This is a genomic window from Streptomyces sp. NBC_00273 (genome assembly GCF_036178145.1).
Taxonomy (GTDB): Bacteria; Actinomycetota; Actinomycetes; order Streptomycetales; family Streptomycetaceae; genus Streptomyces.
In genome coordinates this window covers 844,000-859,643 of record NZ_CP108067.1, presented here as the reverse complement: position 1 = coordinate 859,643, position 15,644 = coordinate 844,000, and the positions used below count along the sequence as shown (strand labels likewise).

The 15,644-nt window shown below is 71.7% G+C and carries 16 protein-coding genes; 9 read left to right on the top strand and 7 right to left on the bottom strand.

From position 1 onward, the window contains the following. The 5 genes from OG386_RS03480 (at position 1) to OG386_RS03460 (ending at position 5,774) form a co-directional block, all read left to right on the top strand. Positions 1-972 (top strand): ABC transporter permease, encoded by a 972-nt coding sequence (locus OG386_RS03480; protein ID WP_328786681.1) that lies wholly within the window; start codon positions 1-3, stop codon positions 970-972. Then, positions 969-1,805 carry an ABC transporter permease gene (locus OG386_RS03475; RefSeq protein ID WP_328786680.1) on the top strand — a complete coding sequence of 279 codons (837 nt, stop codon included), beginning with the start codon at positions 969-971 and terminating at the stop codon, positions 1,803-1,805. The genes OG386_RS03480 and OG386_RS03475 overlap by 4 nt, the downstream gene beginning before the upstream one ends. A 5-nt stretch (positions 1,806-1,810) precedes the next feature. Continuing rightward, positions 1,811-2,980 carry an ABC transporter ATP-binding protein gene (locus OG386_RS03470; protein ID WP_405790314.1) on the top strand — a complete coding sequence of 390 codons (1,170 nt, stop codon included), beginning with the start codon at positions 1,811-1,813 and terminating at the stop codon, positions 2,978-2,980. A gap of 66 nt (positions 2,981-3,046) precedes the next feature. After that, positions 3,047-4,363 carry a flavin monoamine oxidase family protein gene (locus OG386_RS03465; RefSeq protein WP_328786678.1) on the top strand — a complete coding sequence of 439 codons (1,317 nt, stop codon included), beginning with the start codon at positions 3,047-3,049 and terminating at the stop codon, positions 4,361-4,363. Continuing rightward, the gene (locus tag OG386_RS03460; protein ID WP_328786677.1) at positions 4,356-5,774 is read left to right on the top strand and encodes an aminobutyraldehyde dehydrogenase; all 1,419 of its coding nucleotides are present in this window, start codon (positions 4,356-4,358) and stop codon (positions 5,772-5,774) included. Before OG386_RS03465 ends, OG386_RS03460 begins: the two co-directional genes overlap by 8 nt. A 48-nt stretch (positions 5,775-5,822) precedes the next feature. Here the strand turns inward: OG386_RS03460 and OG386_RS03455 are convergent, their stop codons facing one another. Next, on the bottom strand, positions 5,823-6,806 hold the full coding sequence (locus tag OG386_RS03455; RefSeq protein WP_328786676.1) for an aldo/keto reductase: 984 nt from the start codon (positions 6,804-6,806) through the stop codon (positions 5,823-5,825). Positions 6,807-6,908: 102 nt separating this feature from the next. On the opposite strand from OG386_RS03455, the gene OG386_RS03450 reads away from it, so the two are divergent. Next, on the top strand, positions 6,909-7,502 hold the full coding sequence (locus OG386_RS03450) for a TetR family transcriptional regulator (protein ID WP_328786675.1): 594 nt from the start codon (positions 6,909-6,911) through the stop codon (positions 7,500-7,502). A 34-nt stretch (positions 7,503-7,536) separates the two neighbouring features. Here the strand turns inward: OG386_RS03450 and OG386_RS03445 are convergent, their stop codons facing one another. From OG386_RS03445 to OG386_RS03430, 4 genes are all read right to left on the bottom strand, one after another. Continuing rightward, on the bottom strand, positions 7,537-8,112 hold the full coding sequence (locus OG386_RS03445) for a hypothetical protein (protein WP_328786674.1): 576 nt from the start codon (positions 8,110-8,112) through the stop codon (positions 7,537-7,539). Between the two features lie 65 nt (positions 8,113-8,177). Further along, entirely contained in the window at positions 8,178-8,963 is a 786-nt protein-coding gene (locus OG386_RS03440; protein ID WP_328786673.1) for an alpha/beta fold hydrolase, read from the bottom strand. A 58-nt stretch (positions 8,964-9,021) separates the two neighbouring features. Further along, complete coding sequence (locus OG386_RS03435; protein ID WP_328786672.1) at positions 9,022-9,702, bottom strand: alpha/beta fold hydrolase; 681 nt, start codon at positions 9,700-9,702, stop codon at positions 9,022-9,024. Between the two features lie 189 nt (positions 9,703-9,891). Then, positions 9,892-10,446, bottom strand: a complete 555-nt coding sequence (locus OG386_RS03430) for an SUKH-4 family immunity protein (protein ID WP_328786671.1) — start codon at positions 10,444-10,446, stop codon at positions 9,892-9,894. A 301-nt stretch (positions 10,447-10,747) separates the two neighbouring features. Here OG386_RS03430 and OG386_RS03425 point away from each other — a divergent pair, with 301 nt between their 5' ends. Together OG386_RS03425 and OG386_RS03420 are read left to right on the top strand one after the other, a co-directional pair. Beyond that, positions 10,748-11,650 (top strand): GNAT family N-acetyltransferase, encoded by a 903-nt coding sequence (locus tag OG386_RS03425; protein ID WP_328786670.1) that lies wholly within the window; start codon positions 10,748-10,750, stop codon positions 11,648-11,650. 145 nt (positions 11,651-11,795) lie between these two features. Next, entirely contained in the window at positions 11,796-12,179 is a 384-nt protein-coding gene (locus OG386_RS03420) for a VOC family protein (protein ID WP_327380853.1), read from the top strand. A gap of 85 nt (positions 12,180-12,264) precedes the next feature. Here the strand turns inward: OG386_RS03420 and zwf are convergent, their stop codons facing one another. Further along, on the bottom strand, positions 12,265-13,752 hold the full coding sequence (gene zwf, locus OG386_RS03415) for a glucose-6-phosphate dehydrogenase (RefSeq protein ID WP_328786669.1): 1,488 nt from the start codon (positions 13,750-13,752) through the stop codon (positions 12,265-12,267). 315 nt (positions 13,753-14,067) lie between these two features. Between zwf and OG386_RS03410 the strand changes: the two genes are divergently transcribed. Beyond that, entirely contained in the window at positions 14,068-14,910 is an 843-nt protein-coding gene (locus tag OG386_RS03410; RefSeq protein ID WP_328786668.1) for a hypothetical protein, read from the top strand. A gap of 97 nt (positions 14,911-15,007) precedes the next feature. Here the strand turns inward: OG386_RS03410 and OG386_RS03405 are convergent, their stop codons facing one another. Beyond that, on the bottom strand, positions 15,008-15,559 hold the full coding sequence (locus OG386_RS03405) for a 2'-5' RNA ligase family protein (protein ID WP_328786667.1): 552 nt from the start codon (positions 15,557-15,559) through the stop codon (positions 15,008-15,010). Between the last annotated feature and the right edge of the window lie 85 nt (positions 15,560-15,644).

Genomic DNA, 15,644 nt, shown 5'->3' with positions numbered 1-15,644 from the left:
ATGGCGACACGCAACAACCGCACCGGGACCGCGGTCCGGCCGCCCCAGGACCCGGCCGGGCCGATAGCGCCGCCCCCGGACCGGACCCGGCCCGAGGCCACCCCGCGCGCCCGCACCCGGACCCGGCAGCCGCGCCTGTGGACCTGGCTCCTGCTCCCCGGCACCCTCTGGATGACCGGCTTCCTCGTCGTCTCCCTCCTCCTCGTGGCCACCCTGGCGCTCGGCACCACCGACCCCCTCGGCAACCCGCGCTTCGGACTCAACTTCGCCAACCTCACCGCACTGGCCGACCCCGCCTACCGCACCGTCCTGCTGCGCTCCCTCGGCTACGCGCTGATCACCTGCCTGATCAGCCTGGCCGTGGCCTACCCGGTGGCCTACGCCATCGCCCTGCGCGGCGGCCGCTTCAAGAACCTGCTGATCGCCGCGATCGTCGTCCCGTTCTTCGCCAACTACCTGGTCCGGATGTACGGCTGGTCCGTGGTCCTCTCCGACGACGGCCCGCTGCTGAAAGCCCTGCGCGCGATCGGTCTCGCCGACGAAGGCACCAAGATCCTCCAGACCGGTGTCGGAGTGATCGCCGGACTCGTCTACGGCTTCGTCGTCTTCATGATCATCCCGCTGTACGCGGCGATGGAGCGCATGGACACCTCCCTCATAGAGGCCGGCCGCGACCTCTACGGAGGCCCCCTGCGCACCTTCCTCTTCGTCACCGTCCCCGCCACCCGGCAGGGAGCGGCCGCCGGCTGCGTCCTCGTCTTCCTGCCCGCCATGGGCGACTTCGTCAGCGCCCAGCTCATGGGAGGCCCCGACCAGATCATGATCGGCAACCTGATCCAGGACAAGTTCTTCCAGGGCCAGAACTGGCCCCTCGGCTCGGCCCTCACCATGCTGCTGATGGCCGTCCTGTTCCTCGGGATGCTCGGCTACCTGCGACGCACCCGCAAGGACGAGGCGGAGGCGGCCCGATGAGCACCCCGCAGCGCCGCCGGCGCGGAGCCGAGCGCCGCCCCCGGTTCGCCCTCGCCGTCACCGCCCTCTTCTTCGCGCTCCTCTACCTCCCCGTCGGCGTCGTCGTCCTGTTCTCCTTCAACGCCCAGAAGTCCCTCACCGTCCTCGACGGCGTCAGCCTCCGCTGGTACACGGCCCTCCTCCACGACGAGGTGCTCCTCGACTCGCTCGGCATGAGCCTGCGGGTGTCCCTGGCCGCCATGGCCGGCTCGCTCGTCCTCGGGGTGGCCCTGGCCCTGGGCCTCGTACGCAGCCGCAGCCGCCTCGGCTCGTTCGCCGGCCTGATCATGCTCGTCCCGCTGATCACCCCGGAGATCGTCACGGGCGTCGCGGCGATGCTCCTCTTCAAGGGGCTCGGCATCACCCTCTCCACCACCACCGTGATGCTCGCCGAGATCACCTTCTCCATTTCCTACGTGACGGTCATCCTCCGCTCCCGCATCGCCGCCCTCAACCCGGAGGTCGAAGAAGCCGCCATGGACCTCGGCGCCACCCGCGGGCAGGCACTGCGCCTGGTGACCCTGCCCGCGCTGCTGCCCAGCATCCTCGCGTCCGCGGTGCTGATCTTCGCCCTCGTCTTCGACGACTTCGTCCTCGCCTACTTCACCACCGGCGTCGACCCGCAACCGCTGTCCGTGCGCATCTACTCGGCGATCAGGTTCGGCGTGCAACCCACCATCAACGCCGTCGGCACCCTGATGCTGGCCGGCTCCATCGGCCTCATCGTCCTCGCCCTCGCCATCCCGCGCCTGTTCGGGCGCAAAGGCGGCCTCGACCTGCTCTCCGGGAAGTGACACCCATGCGCGCGACACCCGAGTACCCGACGCCCGAGCACCCGACCCCCACGACCACCACCCCGACCGAGGCGCCCGTGCTGACCCCGACGCCCATCCATCCGAGCCCCGCCGTCCGACTCGACCGCGTCAGCAAGCAGTACCCCGCCGCGGGCGGCGCCCACGCCGTACGCGACGTCGAACTCGACATCGCACCGGGCGAGTTCTTCTCCCTCCTCGGCCCCTCCGGCTGCGGCAAGACCACCCTCCTGCGGATGATCGGCGGCTTCTCCGCCCCCACCGCGGGCAGCGTCCTCCTCGACGGCCAGGACGTCACCGACCTGCCGCCCAACAAGCGCAACGTCAACACCGTCTTCCAGAGCTACGCCCTCTTCGACCACCTCTCGCTCGCCGACAACGTGGCCTTCGGCCTCAAGCGCAAGGGCGTCGGCCGCGCCGAGATCCGCGAACGGGTCTCGGGCATGCTCGACCTCGTCCAGCTCGGGCACCTCGCGAACCGCAAGCCGGCCACCCTCTCCGGTGGCCAGAAACAACGCGTCGCCCTCGCCCGCGCCCTCGTCAACCGGCCCCAGGTCCTGCTCCTCGACGAGCCGCTGGCCGCCCTCGACCTCAAACTGCGCCGCCACATGCAGGTCGAGCTCAAGCAGATCCAGCGCGAGGTCGGCATCACCTTCGTCTTCGTCACCCACGACCAGGACGAGGCCCTGACCATGTCGGACCGCCTCGCCGTCATGAACGAGGGCCGGGTCGAGCAGTGCGGAACGCCCGAGGACGTGTACGAGCGCCCCACCAGCAGCTTCACCGCCTCCTTCATGGGCACTTCCAACCTCGTGCCCGGCACCTACCGCTCCGGCCGGGTCGTCCTCGACGACGGCCCCGAACTGCCCGTGGGCCAGCGGCCGTCCGTCCCCGAAGGAAGCAGGGTGAACCTGTCGATCCGCCCCGAGAAGATCTGGCTGTCCGACCTGGAGCCGGACATGGCCCGTGCCACCGGGGTCGTCCGCGAGACCGTCTACTGCGGCCCGACCACCACGTACCTGATCGAACTGGCCCCCGGCGTCACGGTGTCCGTACTGGAGCAGAACACCGTCCGATCCCGTAGGGAGGACCGCTGGAGCGGCGGCGAGCGCGTCGAGATCGGCTGGAAGCCCGAACACTGCCTCGTCCTGGACTGAAGCCGAAGCCGCCCCGGCTCCGCCCCCGGCTCCGTCCTGACTCCGTCCGACCGAAGGAACACCCCCATGAACCACGACGTCATCGTGCTCGGCGCCGGCCTGGCCGGCCTCGCCGCGGCGCGCGACCTCGCCGCCGGCGGGGCCGACGTCCTCGTCGTCGAGGCCCGGGACCGGGTCGGCGGACGCGTCGAACAGACCCGACTCCCCGACGGCCGGCTGGTCCAGCTCGGCGGAGAGGTCGTCGGCCGCGCCCACACCGCCTACCTGGACCTCGCCGCGGAACTCGGCCTCACCCTGGTCCCCAGCTATGTCGCCGAGCCCGGTGCCCTCACCCGCGCCACGCCCGAAGGGGTCTCCGCGGGGGATCCGCCCCACTGGTTCGGCCCCGGCGACGACGCCTGCCACCAGAAGGTCACCGCCGCCTTCCGCACACTCGCCCGGACCGTCGACCCGGCCGACCCCTGGTCCCACCCCGACGCGACGGCCCTCGACCGGACGTCCGTCGGCGACTGGCTGCGCGCCGAGGGAGCCACCCCGGCCGTCGTCCGCCTCTGGGAGATCGGCCAACTCGCCCTCGCCGACGGCTCGTACGAGCGTACGTCCCTGCTCGCCGCCCTGCGCAAGCACGCCGCGGTCCCCGGCCCCGGCGCCTACGACTACGCGGCGTGGGAGGGCCTTCGGGTCGCCGAGGGCTCCGCCACGGTGGCCCTGCGGATGGCAGCCGACCTCGGCGGACGCATCCGCACCGGCGCGCCCGCCCGGGCCGTCACGGTCCGCCCGACCGGCCACTGCTCCGTACGGCTGGCCGGGGGCGAGACCCTCACCGCCGGCGCCGTCGTCAGCGCCCTGCCCGTCGGCCCGCTGCGCCAGATCGCCGTCACCGGCGTGGGCGACGAGCGGCTCGCCTCCCTGCACCGCCAACGCCAGGCCCTCGCAGCGAAGTTCGTCGCCGCGTACGACCGGCCGTTCTGGCGCGACCTCGGCCGGAGCGGCCTCTCCGAATGCGAAGGGGTCCTCGGCAGCACCTGGCCGCAGAGCGACGGCATCCTCTCCGCCCTCGTGCCACCCGAGAGGCTGGGCGTCCTGCTCGGCACACCCGCCGCGCTGCGCACCCGCGAACTCCTCGACGACATCGCCCGCCTCTACGGCGACGAGGCCCACCGGCCGCTCGCCACCTACGTCCGGACGTGGGGCACCGACCCGTGGACCCAGGGGTACGTCACCCAGTGGACCCCCGGCGACGTCATGGCCGTCGGCCCCCGCCACGGCACCCACGAACCCCCCTTCTACGTCTGCGGATCCGACCAGTGGGTGGCCGGCTACATGGAAGGCGCCGTACGCACCGGACGCGACGCCGCCAGGGAGGCGCTGCGCCGTGGCTGACCCCGTGCTCAACCACGTGGCGGGCGTGGACCGGCCCGCCGCCTCGGGCGGGACGATGGAGCTCGTCGACCCCGCCACCGGCCGGGTGCACGGCCACGCCCCGCGCTCCGGCAGGGCCGACACGGACGCCGCCTGCGCGGCCGCCGTAGCCGCGTACGGGCACTGGTCCGCGACCACCCCGGCGGTACGCCAGCGGGCCCTGCTCGGCATCGCCGACGCGATCGAGGAACACGCGGAGGCCTTCGTGGCCGCCGAAACCGGCGACACCGGCAAGCCGACCCGGCAGTTCAGGACCGAGGAACTGCCCGCGATCGTCGACACCCTGCGCTTCTTCGCCGGAGCCGCGCGCAACCTGCCGGGGCTCGCGGCCGCCGAGTACACCGAAGGCCGTACTTCCGTACTGCGGCGCGAACCGGTCGGGGTCTGCGCCCAGATCACCCCGTGGAACTACCCGCTGATGATGGCGGTGTGGAAGATCGCCCCGGCCGTCGCCGCGGGCAACACGACCGTGCTCAAGCCCGCCGACACCACCCCCGCGTCGTCCGCGCTGCTGGCCCGCGTCGCGGCGGAGCACCTGCCGCCGGGCGTGCTCAACGTGGTCTGCGGCGACCGCGACACCGGCCGCGCGCTCACCGCCCACCCCGACGTGGCCCTCATCGCGGTCACCGGCAGCGTGCGCGCCGGCCGACAGATCGCCGCCGCCGCGGCCGCCGACCTCAAACGGGTCCACCTGGAGCTGGGCGGCAACGCCCCGGTGCTCGTCCACGACGACGCGGACGTCGAGGCGACCGCCGCCGCCCTCGCCGCGGTCGCCTACTACAACGCGGGACAGGACTGCACCGCGCCCACCCGGCTGCTGGTCCACCACCGGGTGCACGACGCGTTCCTCGCGGCCTTCGCGGCGGAGACGGCCAAGCTGCGCCCGGGTGCCCCGGACGAGCCGGACGCGGACTTCGGCCCGCTGAACAACGCGGCGCAGCTGGCTTCGGTAAGGTTCCTGCTCGACCGGCTGCCGCGGCACGCCGAGATCGTCACCGGCGGCGCCCGCCTCCCACGGCCCGGCTTCTTCCACGAACCCACCGTCGTCGCCGGCGTGCGCCAAGGCGACGAGATCGTGCAGGAGGAGGTCTTCGGCCCCGTCGTGACCGTGCAGCCCTTCGCGGACGAGGCGGAGGCCCTGCACCTGGCCAACGACGTCCGCCACGGCCTCGCGGCCAGCGTGTGGACGAGGGACCACGACCGCGCCATGCGGGCGACCCGGGCCTTGCACACCGGCATCGTCTGGGTGAACACCCACGGCACCACCGTCTCCGAGATGCCCCACGGCGGGGTCAAGCACTCGGGCTACGGCAGCGACCTCTCGATGGCGGGCCTCCTGGACTACACCCAGGTCAAGCACGTCATGCTGTGAGCCCGCCGGGGTCCCCGCCCGGGTCCTCGCCCGGGTCCCCGCCCGGGGTCAGCCGTTCAGTGAGGCCATCAGCTCGGGTGCGTAGCGGTCGCCCGAGGCCACGCCGTGCGGCGCCACGGCGTCGATGGCGGCGATCTCCGCCGGGGTGACCGTCACGGCGGTGGCGGCGACGTTCTCCTCCAGGTAGCGGCGCCGCTTGGTGCCCGGGATGGGGACGGCGCCCTGGTGCAGGGTCCAGGCCAGGGCGAGCTGCGAGGGGGTGACGCCCTTCTCGGCGGCGAGGCGGCGCACCTGGTCCACGACGGCCAGGTTGCGGTGGAAGTTCTCCCCCTGGAACCGCGGGTCGGTGCGCCGGAAGTCGTCGGCGGCGAAGTCGTCCGGGCTGGTGAGGGCGCCGGAGAGGAATCCGCGTCCGAGCGGGGAGTAGGCGACGAGTCCGATGCCGAGTTCGCGGAGGGTGTCCCGTACGCCGTCGTGTTCGATGCCGCGCTCGAAGAGGCTGTACTCGGTCTGTACGGCGGTCAGCGGGTGCACCGCGTGGGCGCGGGCGATCGTGGCGGGGGAGACCTCGCACAGCCCGATGTGACGGACCTTGCCGGCCTCGACCAGCTCGGCCAGGGCGCCGACGCTCTCCTCGATCGGCACGTTGGGGTCGACGCGGTGCAGGTAGTAGAGGTCGATGTGGTCGGTGCCCAGGTGGCGCAGGGAGCGGTCGGCCGAGCGGTGGATGTACTCGGGGCTCCCGTTGTGGCCGAGGAAGGCGCCTTCGTCGCTGAACTCGACCCCGGTCTTCGTGGCCACGACGGCCGCCTCGCGGCGCCCGGCCAGGGCCTTGCCGAGCAGCTGCTCGTTGCGGAAGGGGCCGTAGCCCTCGGCGGTGTCGAGGAGGGTGACGCCCAGCTCCAGGGCGCGGTCGATGGTGGCGAGGGACTCGGTCTCGTCGGTGGCGCCGTAGTGGGCGCTCATGCCCATCAGGCCGAGGCCCTCGGCGCCGACCTCCAGGCCCTGGCCGCCCAGTGCGCGGATCTCCATGGTGTGCTCCTCACAAGAAAGTAACTAACTGGATAGTTCGAGTCTGCGACGCGGCGGCCCTGCTTGTCAATAACCAGATAGTTACTTGCTAGGCTGTGGCCCATGGCACGGGATTCCAATGCGACGAAGGCGCGCCTGCTCGACGCCGCCTTCACCGAGTTCGCGACGTACGGCATCGCGGGTGCGCGCGTCGACCGGATCGCCGAGACGGCGCAGGCGAACAAGCGGCTCATCTACGTCTACTACGGCAACAAGGAGCAGCTCTTCGACGCCGTGCTCCAGCGGGCCCTCGCGACGGGATCGGAGTCCGTTCCCTTCGACGTGGAGGACCTGCCCGGCTACGCGGGGGCGGTCTTCGACCACCTCGTCGAGCGGCCGGCGCTGATGCGCCTCGTGCTGTGGAAGCAACTGGAGCGCCCGGGATCCACGGATGCGGAATCCGCTTCCTACGACGGCAAGATCGAGGCGGTTCGGCGCGCGCAGGAAGCGGGCCGCATCGATGCCGCGGTGCCCGCGGCGGACGTGCTGACGCTGGTCATGGGCCTGTCGCAGGCCTGGTTCGGCGCGGTGGGCGGTCCGGCGGCGAACGCGGCGGGCACCGGCTGGGCCGCCGAGCGGCTCGCCGAGCACCGTGCGGCGGTGGTGGAATCCGTCCGCCGGATCACCGCACCCGCACGCCGGCCCGAGGGCGTCTGAGGGCGACCGAGGGCGCGCGCGAGGGTGCCCGCGGTCAGCGGTACGGCCCGGCGAACTCCAGCAGCGTCCGCTCGTACCGCCCGCCGAAGCCCACCCGGGTTACGTCCTCGAACGGGAACTTCGACAGCTGGGGGTACCACCGCGCCTCGGTGTCGACCTCCCGAAGCCGCAACGACTTCGGCCGTACGGCGGCCACCTCGCCGATCCAGCAGGCATCCGGCGCGTCCCGCTCGACGTGCAGGGACACCAGCCCGAACGCCCGGGAGGCGCCCTCCGCCAGGTCCGCCAACCCGTCCAGGACGAGTCCCGGCTCGGGCGCCCGGGCCGGCCAGCGCCCACGGCGCCGCAGCGCCCGGACGGTCAGGCAGTCCGTACCGCCCCGCCACCCGACCTTGGTGACGTCCGCGGTACGCACCGCCGCCCAGCCGTCGAGCTGGACGTCACTGCACAGGGCGATCAGCGTCCACGCCGCGCTCGTGCCCACGACGAAACCGTCGAGCCGATCCGCGCCCGGGATCGCCGACCGGTGGACGCGGACCAGAGCACCTGACGACAGCGCCTCGGCGAGCCGTCCCACGACCTTGCTGTCCTCGATGTCTTTGTTGCGCATGGTCGGATCCTGCACCGTCCCGGGGCGCGGGGGCACTTGGATTTCGGCCGGTCCGCGTCCCCGCGTCAGCGGGCGAGGAACGACCGGAGCGCCGTGACGAGTTCGGCGGGGGCGTCGAGTGCGATGAGGTGGGCCGCACCGGGGAACTCGACCAGTGCGGCGCCGGGGATCTCGGCGGCGTACCGGCGGGCGATGTCCTGGAAGTCGGGGACGTCGAGCAGGCCGATCCCGACCAGTGTGGGAACGGCGATCGTCGCGACGTCGCCCGCCGCGCCGCCCCGGGAGTGTTCACCGACCGTGTCCTGGTTCACCAGCGACGTCCGTACGGGGGTGCGGAGCCGTTCGGCCAGCCCCGGAGCGACGTCCTCCCAGCCGCGGCCGGGCCCGCGCAGCCACATGTCCAGGTTCACGCGGACCGCGGCGTCCAGGTCGCCCGAAGCCAGGGCCGCCGTCTCGGCCTCGTCGTAGGCCACCATGTCCGCCGACCAGTCGTAGCCGGGCCACGGCGGGGCGAGCAGCGTCAGCGACCGGACCCGGCCGGGGTGGGCGAGGGCGAAGTTCACGGCCACCCGCCCGCCCCAGGACGCGCCGACGAGCCGGACGCTCTCGTGGCCGAGGTGGTCCAGGAGCCGGCACAGGTCATCGGTCTCAGTGAACGGCCCGGTCGGGGGCGCGGACTCACCGAAGCCGCGCAGGTCATACCGGATGACGGTGTTCCGCTCCGCGAGGGCGGGCACGACCGCGTCCCACATGGTGTGGTCGGCGACGCCGGCGTGCACGAGCACCACGGGCGGACCGTCGCCGGTGACGGTGTAGGAAAGGTGGCCGAGATCGTCGGCAAGGATAAGCATCCGCAGATAGTTGCAGGTCAGCGCCGCGTCAGCCATCCGAATTCACGGCACCGCGGTCTCAAATGCGCTCACCGCGCCAGAAAGCGGATGCGAGCAGCTCCTGGAGGAGTCCGACGACGAGCCGGGGCCGTCCCACGAACGGCGAGTGGCCGGTCCGCCACTCGCGCACGTCGGTGCAGCGCGAGGCCATCCTCCGCTGGAGGCCCGGGTCGACGGCCCGGTCCCGTGCGCAGACCACGTAGGTGGAGGGGGTGTCCTTCCAGCCCTGGCGCTCCGGAACCCCTCGCCCGCAGCCGGGGGCTTGGGTCCGCAGGAGGTCGACCGCCCGGGCGGCGAGCGGTGGGGGACAGTCGCCGTAGAGGGCGGCGGCAGCCAGATCGGGGCACAGACGGGTCGAGCCGTCGGGCCCGGGCCGGATCGCCTCCTGGAGCAGCGAGGACGCCCCACCCAGACCGGCCGCGCTCTCACCGGCATCCGGCACGAAGGCCGCGAGGTACACCAGGTGCCCTGCTCCGCTCACCCCGGTGATCACCGAACCGCCGTAGGAGTGGCCGAGCAGGATCGCGGGCTCCCGCAGCGCGTCGACGGCGGCCTGCACAGCGGCGGTATCGGCGAGCAACGAACCCCGGTGGAGCTCGGGAACCGCAACCTCGGTTCCGGAAGCCCGCAAACGCTCTGCCACTTCGGCAAAGTGCTCAGGACGGTGATACAGGCCGTGAACGAGCACCACAGCGGCCATGCGCCCCTCCTCACGGTCGGCATCAACCCCGTGATCCTCACACGGCGCGCGACCGTTCCGCGGAAGTCCGTCGGGGCGCGGTCGGGATGGTGATGGATCCTCCGCCGCGGACCGCCGCGGACCGCCGCGCAGGTGCAGGGCTGCACGATCCCCGTGCGGCGTCGCCCGAAAGCCACACCCACCGACACTTCACCAGATCCCGTGTTCGAACTCTTCCAGGGCGAGGTTCCACTGGGACTCCTCGTCGGTGAACGCTGTCGGGTCGAACGCCCCGACGACCTCCCGGAAGCGGGCGGCACGTTCCTCCGGCGCCACGCCGTTGCCACGCTCGTTTTCCACCTTGCGCAGCTCGATCAGAGCGAACACGAGGGACTCGACGTCCCGATGCAGCGCGACGTAGCCCATGGCGCCTTCCGGGAACGCGTACACCGTTCCTGATACCGGGTCCAGGGCGAGCAGGGACGTGAACAGGTACCCGAGGCTCCACCACGACCGGCTCTCCGCGGGGCACGCGAGACCGTAGTGGTCGAATCGGCGACCGAGGGTGATCGCGTCGACCTCCGGACCGGAGGCGTCCTCGACGTCCGTACGGCAGGTGAACACGTCCGACAGGGGAAGCCCGACCGAGGCGAGGAAGTCGGCGGTACGGGTGTCGACAGCTGCGGTGCACTGATGAGGAAAGTAGGTGATGCGGTGCAGGCCGTACGCATCGACCAGATCCTCTGGCGTAACGGTGAAATCCACTGCCCACCTCATCGGTCGTTTCTCAGGGGGATGCACGGAGGAGCGGTGCCGCTGAGCGGTGCTCTGCCGCCCTCTGCCCGCTCCGCCCGGGGAGCCTCTCGGGCTGGCTCAAAATAGTGCGTGGACGCACCCTCGGTGATCAAGTATCGTCCGAGTTCGGACCACGTCGCGCGAGACGAACGGAAGGAGGCGAGTGCCGTGCAGTTCTCAACCATCCAGCGCTCCCTCCTCGTTACCCCGATGTGGTTCGTCTGATCCGAGGCCGGGAGCGCACCACGCAGTACACGTCCCGGAGGAATCCATGACCGATCTGGTCATCCGCGCGCTCGACGAGAGCGACGCCCAGCTGTTCGACGCACACCCCGATCCACTGAACGCCCGCGCCGCCCACGAGCGCACCACGCACCGCCCCGACTGGAAGCGGGTGGCCCTGCGCGACGGTACGGTCGTCGCCCGTGGCGCCTGGTGGGGCGGCGCCGATGACACGGAACCCGTCAACGTCAACTGGTTCGACGTCGCCGAGGGCGAGGTGGAGGCGGGAGCCGAACTCCTGCGCTCCGCCCCCTGGCAGGTCGAGCTCGAAATCAACCTCCCCGGCGACTGGCGCGACCACCCCGACCTGACCGCCGCCACCGAGACGCGCTTCGCCGCGGCCCGGGCCGCCGGCTACGAGCTCCTGGTGGAACGCTTCCTCTACCGCTGGACCCCGGAGCGCGGACTCCCCGAACGGCCCGGCCGCCTCGTCTTCGGCGCCGAACCCGACGACGCGGTCTTCTTCGACGCGCTGCGCCGCATCCACGCGGCCACCCTGGACGCCCACGCGCTGAAGGCCATTGCGGAGGGCGGCCTCGACCAGGCTGCGCAGGAGGAGCTCGACTTCTTCCACTGGTGCCCGTCCCCGCGGGAGTGGTGGCAGGTCGCCCGCACGCCTGACGGCGACCTGGCCGGCATCCACATCCCGGCACACAACCCCTCCGGGCCGACCATCGGCTTCATCGGCGTCCTCCCGGAACACCGCGGCCGCGGCTACGCCTACGACCTCCTCGCGGAGTGCACCCACTTCCTGGTGGAGCACGGCGCCGAGGCCGTGACCGGAGCCACGGACCGGGGCAACTTCCCCATGGCGGCCAACTTCGCCAAGGCCGGCTTCCCCGTGGTCCGCGAGCGCGTCAACTTCCACCCCGCCGCCCCGTCCGCTTCGTAGGAGCGGTCCCGATCCCGATCCTCGCCCCGCGCCGTGATGTTCCGGCTGCGGGGCGAGGACGCCCGGCAACTCCTCGCCCGGAGCCCACGCAGCCGAGGGCGCGGCCCACGGCCGGCTCCCGGGTTCGCTCCGTACACTGACGGGCATGGCATGCCGCATCAGTGAGCTGGTCATCGACGCCGCCGACCCCGACCGACTCGCCGCCTTCTGGAGCGAGGTCCTCGGCTACGTCGAACTCGGCCGGGAGGACGACGGAAGCATCGAGATCGGGCCGCCCGGCGCCGGCTTCGGCGGCCCGCAGCCCACCCTCGTCCTCAGCCCCAGCAGCGCCCCGCGGACCGGGAAGCTCCGACTGCACATCGACGTCAACCCCACCGACCGCGACCAGGACACCGAGCTCGAGCGGCTCCTCGCCCTCGGCGCCAGGCCCGCCGACGTCGGCCAGACCGGCACCGAGAACTGGTACGTCCTCGCCGACCCGGAGGGCAACGAGTTCTGCCTCCTCCACAGGCGGCTCCCGCCCCTCTGACCACGGGCCGGTTCGTCCCGCACGGCGTACGCCTCGGTGCGCGGCCGGCTGCGGATGCACCGCTTCCTCGCCCGGAACCCTCGCATCAGCGTCGGTCGGGAAGGTGCCAGCGGTGCGGGGCCACGAGCGCGTCGATGCTGTCGGGCCCCCAGGTTCCGGGGGCGTACGGCTGAACCGGTGGGGGCGCATCCAGCAGCGGGGCGGAGACCTCCCACAGGCGTTCGATGCCGTCGGAGCGGGTGAAGAAGGACTGGTCGCCGAGCATGGCCTCCAGGAGGAGGTGCTCGTAGCCCTCCAGGGAGTTGTCGGCGGTGAAGGAGCTCCGGTAGCCGAAGACCATGTCCGCCTCCGCCAACCGCATGGCGGGGCCGGGCTCCTTGACGAGGAACCGGGCGCTGATGGAGCCGGGATCGGCGAAGTCGATGACGATTTCGTTGCCCCGGCCGTCGACGGCCGCACGCGCGTTCAGGGGGAACATGCCGAGGACGGGCTCGCGCAGCCCGAGGGTGACGACGTGCCGGCCCTCGGCGAGTGCCTTGCCCGAGCGCAGGAGGAAGGGGACACCGGCCCAGCGCCAGTTGTCGATCTCGACGCGCAGGGCGGCGAAGGTCTCCGTGTCAGAGGCCGGATCGACCCCGGGCTCGGCGCGGTAGCCCGTGTACTGTCCGCGGACGACGTGCGCGGGATCCAGCGGCCGCAGGCTGCGGAAGACCTTGACCTGTTCGTCCCGGAGCGACTGTGCGTCGAGTACGACCGGTGGTTCCATCGCGACGAACCCGAGCAGCTGGAAGAGATGGGTGACGATCATGTCGCGGAAGGTTCCGGTGCCCTCGAAGAAGTGCGCACGGCCCTGGATGTCGATCTGTTCGGGCACGTCGATCTGCACGTGGCTGATGTGCTCGCGGTTCCAGAGGGGTTCGAAGAGGCCGTTGGCGAACCGGAGGGCGAGGATGTTGTCCACCGCCTCCTTGCCGAGGAAGTGGTCGATGCGGAACACGCGGGACTCGTCGAACACGGCGTGGATCGCCCCGTTGAGCGCGCGGGCGGACGCGAGGTCGGTCCCGAAGGGCTTCTCGACGATGACGCGGGCGTCCTGGGCGAGGCCCGTGGCGCCGAGGAGTTCGACCATCGAGGTGAACGCGACGGGCGGGACGGCCAGGTGGAAGAGGCGTCGCGGTGTGCCGCCGACGGCCTGCTCGGCCGCGCGCACCGCCGCCACCAACGGCTCCGGGGCCTGCGGGTCGGCCGCCCCGAAGGACAGGGCGGACTCGAACTCCTGCCATACGGGACCCTCGGGGCGCGAGCGTCCGAACTCCGCCACGGCCTGCCGTGCGTGGGCACGGAAATCCTGGTCGCTCAGGGCCACGGCCGCCGGGGCCGAGCCGACGATGCGGTAGTGCCGCGGCATCAGCCCCGCCTTGGCGAGATGGAACAGGCCGGGCAGCAGCTTGCGCCGGGCCAGGTCTCCCGTAGCACCGAAGAGGACGATGACGTGGTCGGCCGGGCTCGACTCGGGGGAGTGCGCGGACTGCGTGGGCTGCGCGGACTGCGTGGGCTGGGCGGGCTGGGTCATGGCGGGCATCCTCACGCGTCGGCGCCGGAGCGCTCCATGGCACTGGCACGACGTACGGGACCGGTGTCCATCCGCCCGAGTCCGACTCGTACGAGATGTACGTGTGTGCCCGAGGCCATTCGCCGCACTTCCGTTCCGGTCGGTCGCATCGCCCTGAGCACCCACTGTGCGCGTCCACCACGGATCCGGCTCCCGGGACTCCGCCAACCGGGTCACGGCACGGGGACGGGACGCACGGTTCTCGTCCGGCCGGGCGATCGATGCGGGTTCGTTTCGCTGACGGTCGGGTGTCGCCCTCCGCATTAATCTCAGATCGTGGGACAGCCTCTGGAGAGCGTCGAAGGCGCAGGACCGTTCATCACCCGGCGTACCTGGCGGCGTCCCGAGGGGGACACGGTGGTCTGGGATTCGCGGCTGGCGCGCAAGCGCGGCACGCTGTCGGTCCGGGGCCCGGGAGACACGGCCGGCCGTGTCTCGACCGCCGATCCCGGGGCGTTGCGCCGTCTGCGCAGGCTCAACGTCGTGGCTTCCGGCGCGTTCGTCATCGGCGGGGCGTTGTTCGCCGTCGGCGCCGCGGTTTCGCAGTTCGGTTCCGGCGATCCGCTGGTCAGCGCGTGGGTGTACCTCGTCGGGGGCCTGTTCTTCAACACCGGGGGCTACGTCTCGATCCTGCAGGTACTGAACGCGCCCCGGCACGCCCCGGGTGGCGGTTTCCAGGTCACCGCCGGCTGGCGGTGGTGGGGCTACGAGCCGATGCGGCTGGACTGGCTGAGTACGTTCGTCCTGTTCACCGGAACGCTCGTGTTCGGCGTCAACCTGCTGGACTCCTTCCTGGAAGGTCTCACCGTCCGGCAGGTCAATCGGCTGATCTGGACTCCTGACGTCATCGGGTGCGTGCTGTTCCTCGTCTCGGGGCACCTCGCCTTCGCCGAGATCTGCCATCGGCCCTGGCCGTGCATCCGCTCCCGCAGTCTCGGGTGGTGGGTCGTGGCGGTGAACCAGCTCGGTTCGGTCCTCTTCATGGTCTCGGCGCTGGCGGCCTTCACCCGCCCCGCGACCGGAAGCCTGGTCAACGTCGACATCGCCAACTGGGGGACGCTGACCGGTGCGCTGTGCTTCTCGTTCGGCGGGGTGCTACAGCTCTTCGAGCGGCCGTAGGCGGTTTCGGCCGTGCCGGGCGCTCGCCCCGCCGTCCGACACCGCCTCCGCGCGAGGACCGGATCTCAGGCGGCTCCACCGGGCCTCATGGCCGGCGTCATGGCCGGCGTCGTTCTCCCAGCGCGAACGACGCCCGTTCCTGCCACTTCGTCCCGTCGTGCACCATGAGTTCGACCGAGGAGACGTGCGAGGTGAACGGGAGCCCGTCTGCGAGGTCGGTCAAGATCTCCTCCAGGAGGATGTCTTCCTGGCCTTGAGCGATGGTCAGGTGCGGCACGACCTCGGCGAATCGGCCGCCATACGGAGGAGCCTCGGGCCAACGCTCGACGATCGCCTCCGTGAGCCGACGCAACGGCGTGTCCGGCTCGGGGACGAGGTACAGCACTTCCGGAAGCCGCCCACACCTCTCGAACCGCAGGTCAAAGGCGGGTTGCCGGCCCAGCACGTCCGCAAGGGCGGAGTGGACGAGCACGTCCGTGCGGCTCTCGTCGAGGAACGGGAAGAGCACGGTGACGTGGGCTGGAACCCCGGCCCGGGCCGAGGGGTCGAGCCGTTCACGCCACCTGCGGACGGAAGGCTCCGCCTCCGGGATCCGGACGATGAGCCCGGTCTGGCCCGCCTGAAACGCACTGGTGCTGTCATCTGCCATGACACCGCATGGTGTCATCCCTGCCGCAGACAGCAGGGCTCCGTTTCCGCTGAACGATCACGTCGATCTGCGCAGCAGGTCGATT

Bases quoted from the DNA above. Each gene is read 5' to 3' on its own strand.
- OG386_RS03440 (WP_328786673.1), bottom strand. From the start codon at position 8,963: ATGCTTATCCTTGCCGACGATCTCGGCCACCTTTCCTACACCGTCACC.
- OG386_RS03420 (WP_327380853.1), top strand. From the start codon at position 11,796: ATGGCATGCCGCATCAGTGAGCTGGTCATCGACGCCGCCGACCCCGAC.
- OG386_RS03445 (WP_328786674.1), bottom strand. From the start codon at position 8,112: ATGCGCAACAAAGACATCGAGGACAGCAAGGTCGTGGGACGGCTCGCC.
- OG386_RS03475 (WP_328786680.1), top strand. From the start codon at position 969: ATGAGCACCCCGCAGCGCCGCCGGCGCGGAGCCGAGCGCCGCCCCCGG.
- OG386_RS03450 (WP_328786675.1), top strand. From the start codon at position 6,909: ATGGCACGGGATTCCAATGCGACGAAGGCGCGCCTGCTCGACGCCGCC.
- OG386_RS03435 (WP_328786672.1), bottom strand. From the start codon at position 9,702: ATGGCCGCTGTGGTGCTCGTTCACGGCCTGTATCACCGTCCTGAGCAC.
- OG386_RS03480 (WP_328786681.1), top strand. From the start codon at position 1: ATGGCGACACGCAACAACCGCACCGGGACCGCGGTCCGGCCGCCCCAG.
- OG386_RS03425 (WP_328786670.1), top strand. From the start codon at position 10,748: ATGACCGATCTGGTCATCCGCGCGCTCGACGAGAGCGACGCCCAGCTG.
- OG386_RS03455 (WP_328786676.1), bottom strand. From the start codon at position 6,806: ATGGAGATCCGCGCACTGGGCGGCCAGGGCCTGGAGGTCGGCGCCGAG.
- OG386_RS03405 (WP_328786667.1), bottom strand. From the start codon at position 15,559: ATGGCAGATGACAGCACCAGTGCGTTTCAGGCGGGCCAGACCGGGCTC.
- zwf (WP_328786669.1), bottom strand. From the start codon at position 13,752: ATGACCCAGCCCGCCCAGCCCACGCAGTCCGCGCAGCCCACGCAGTCC.
- OG386_RS03465 (WP_328786678.1), top strand. From the start codon at position 3,047: ATGAACCACGACGTCATCGTGCTCGGCGCCGGCCTGGCCGGCCTCGCC.
- OG386_RS03470 (WP_405790314.1), top strand. From the start codon at position 1,811: ATGCGCGCGACACCCGAGTACCCGACGCCCGAGCACCCGACCCCCACG.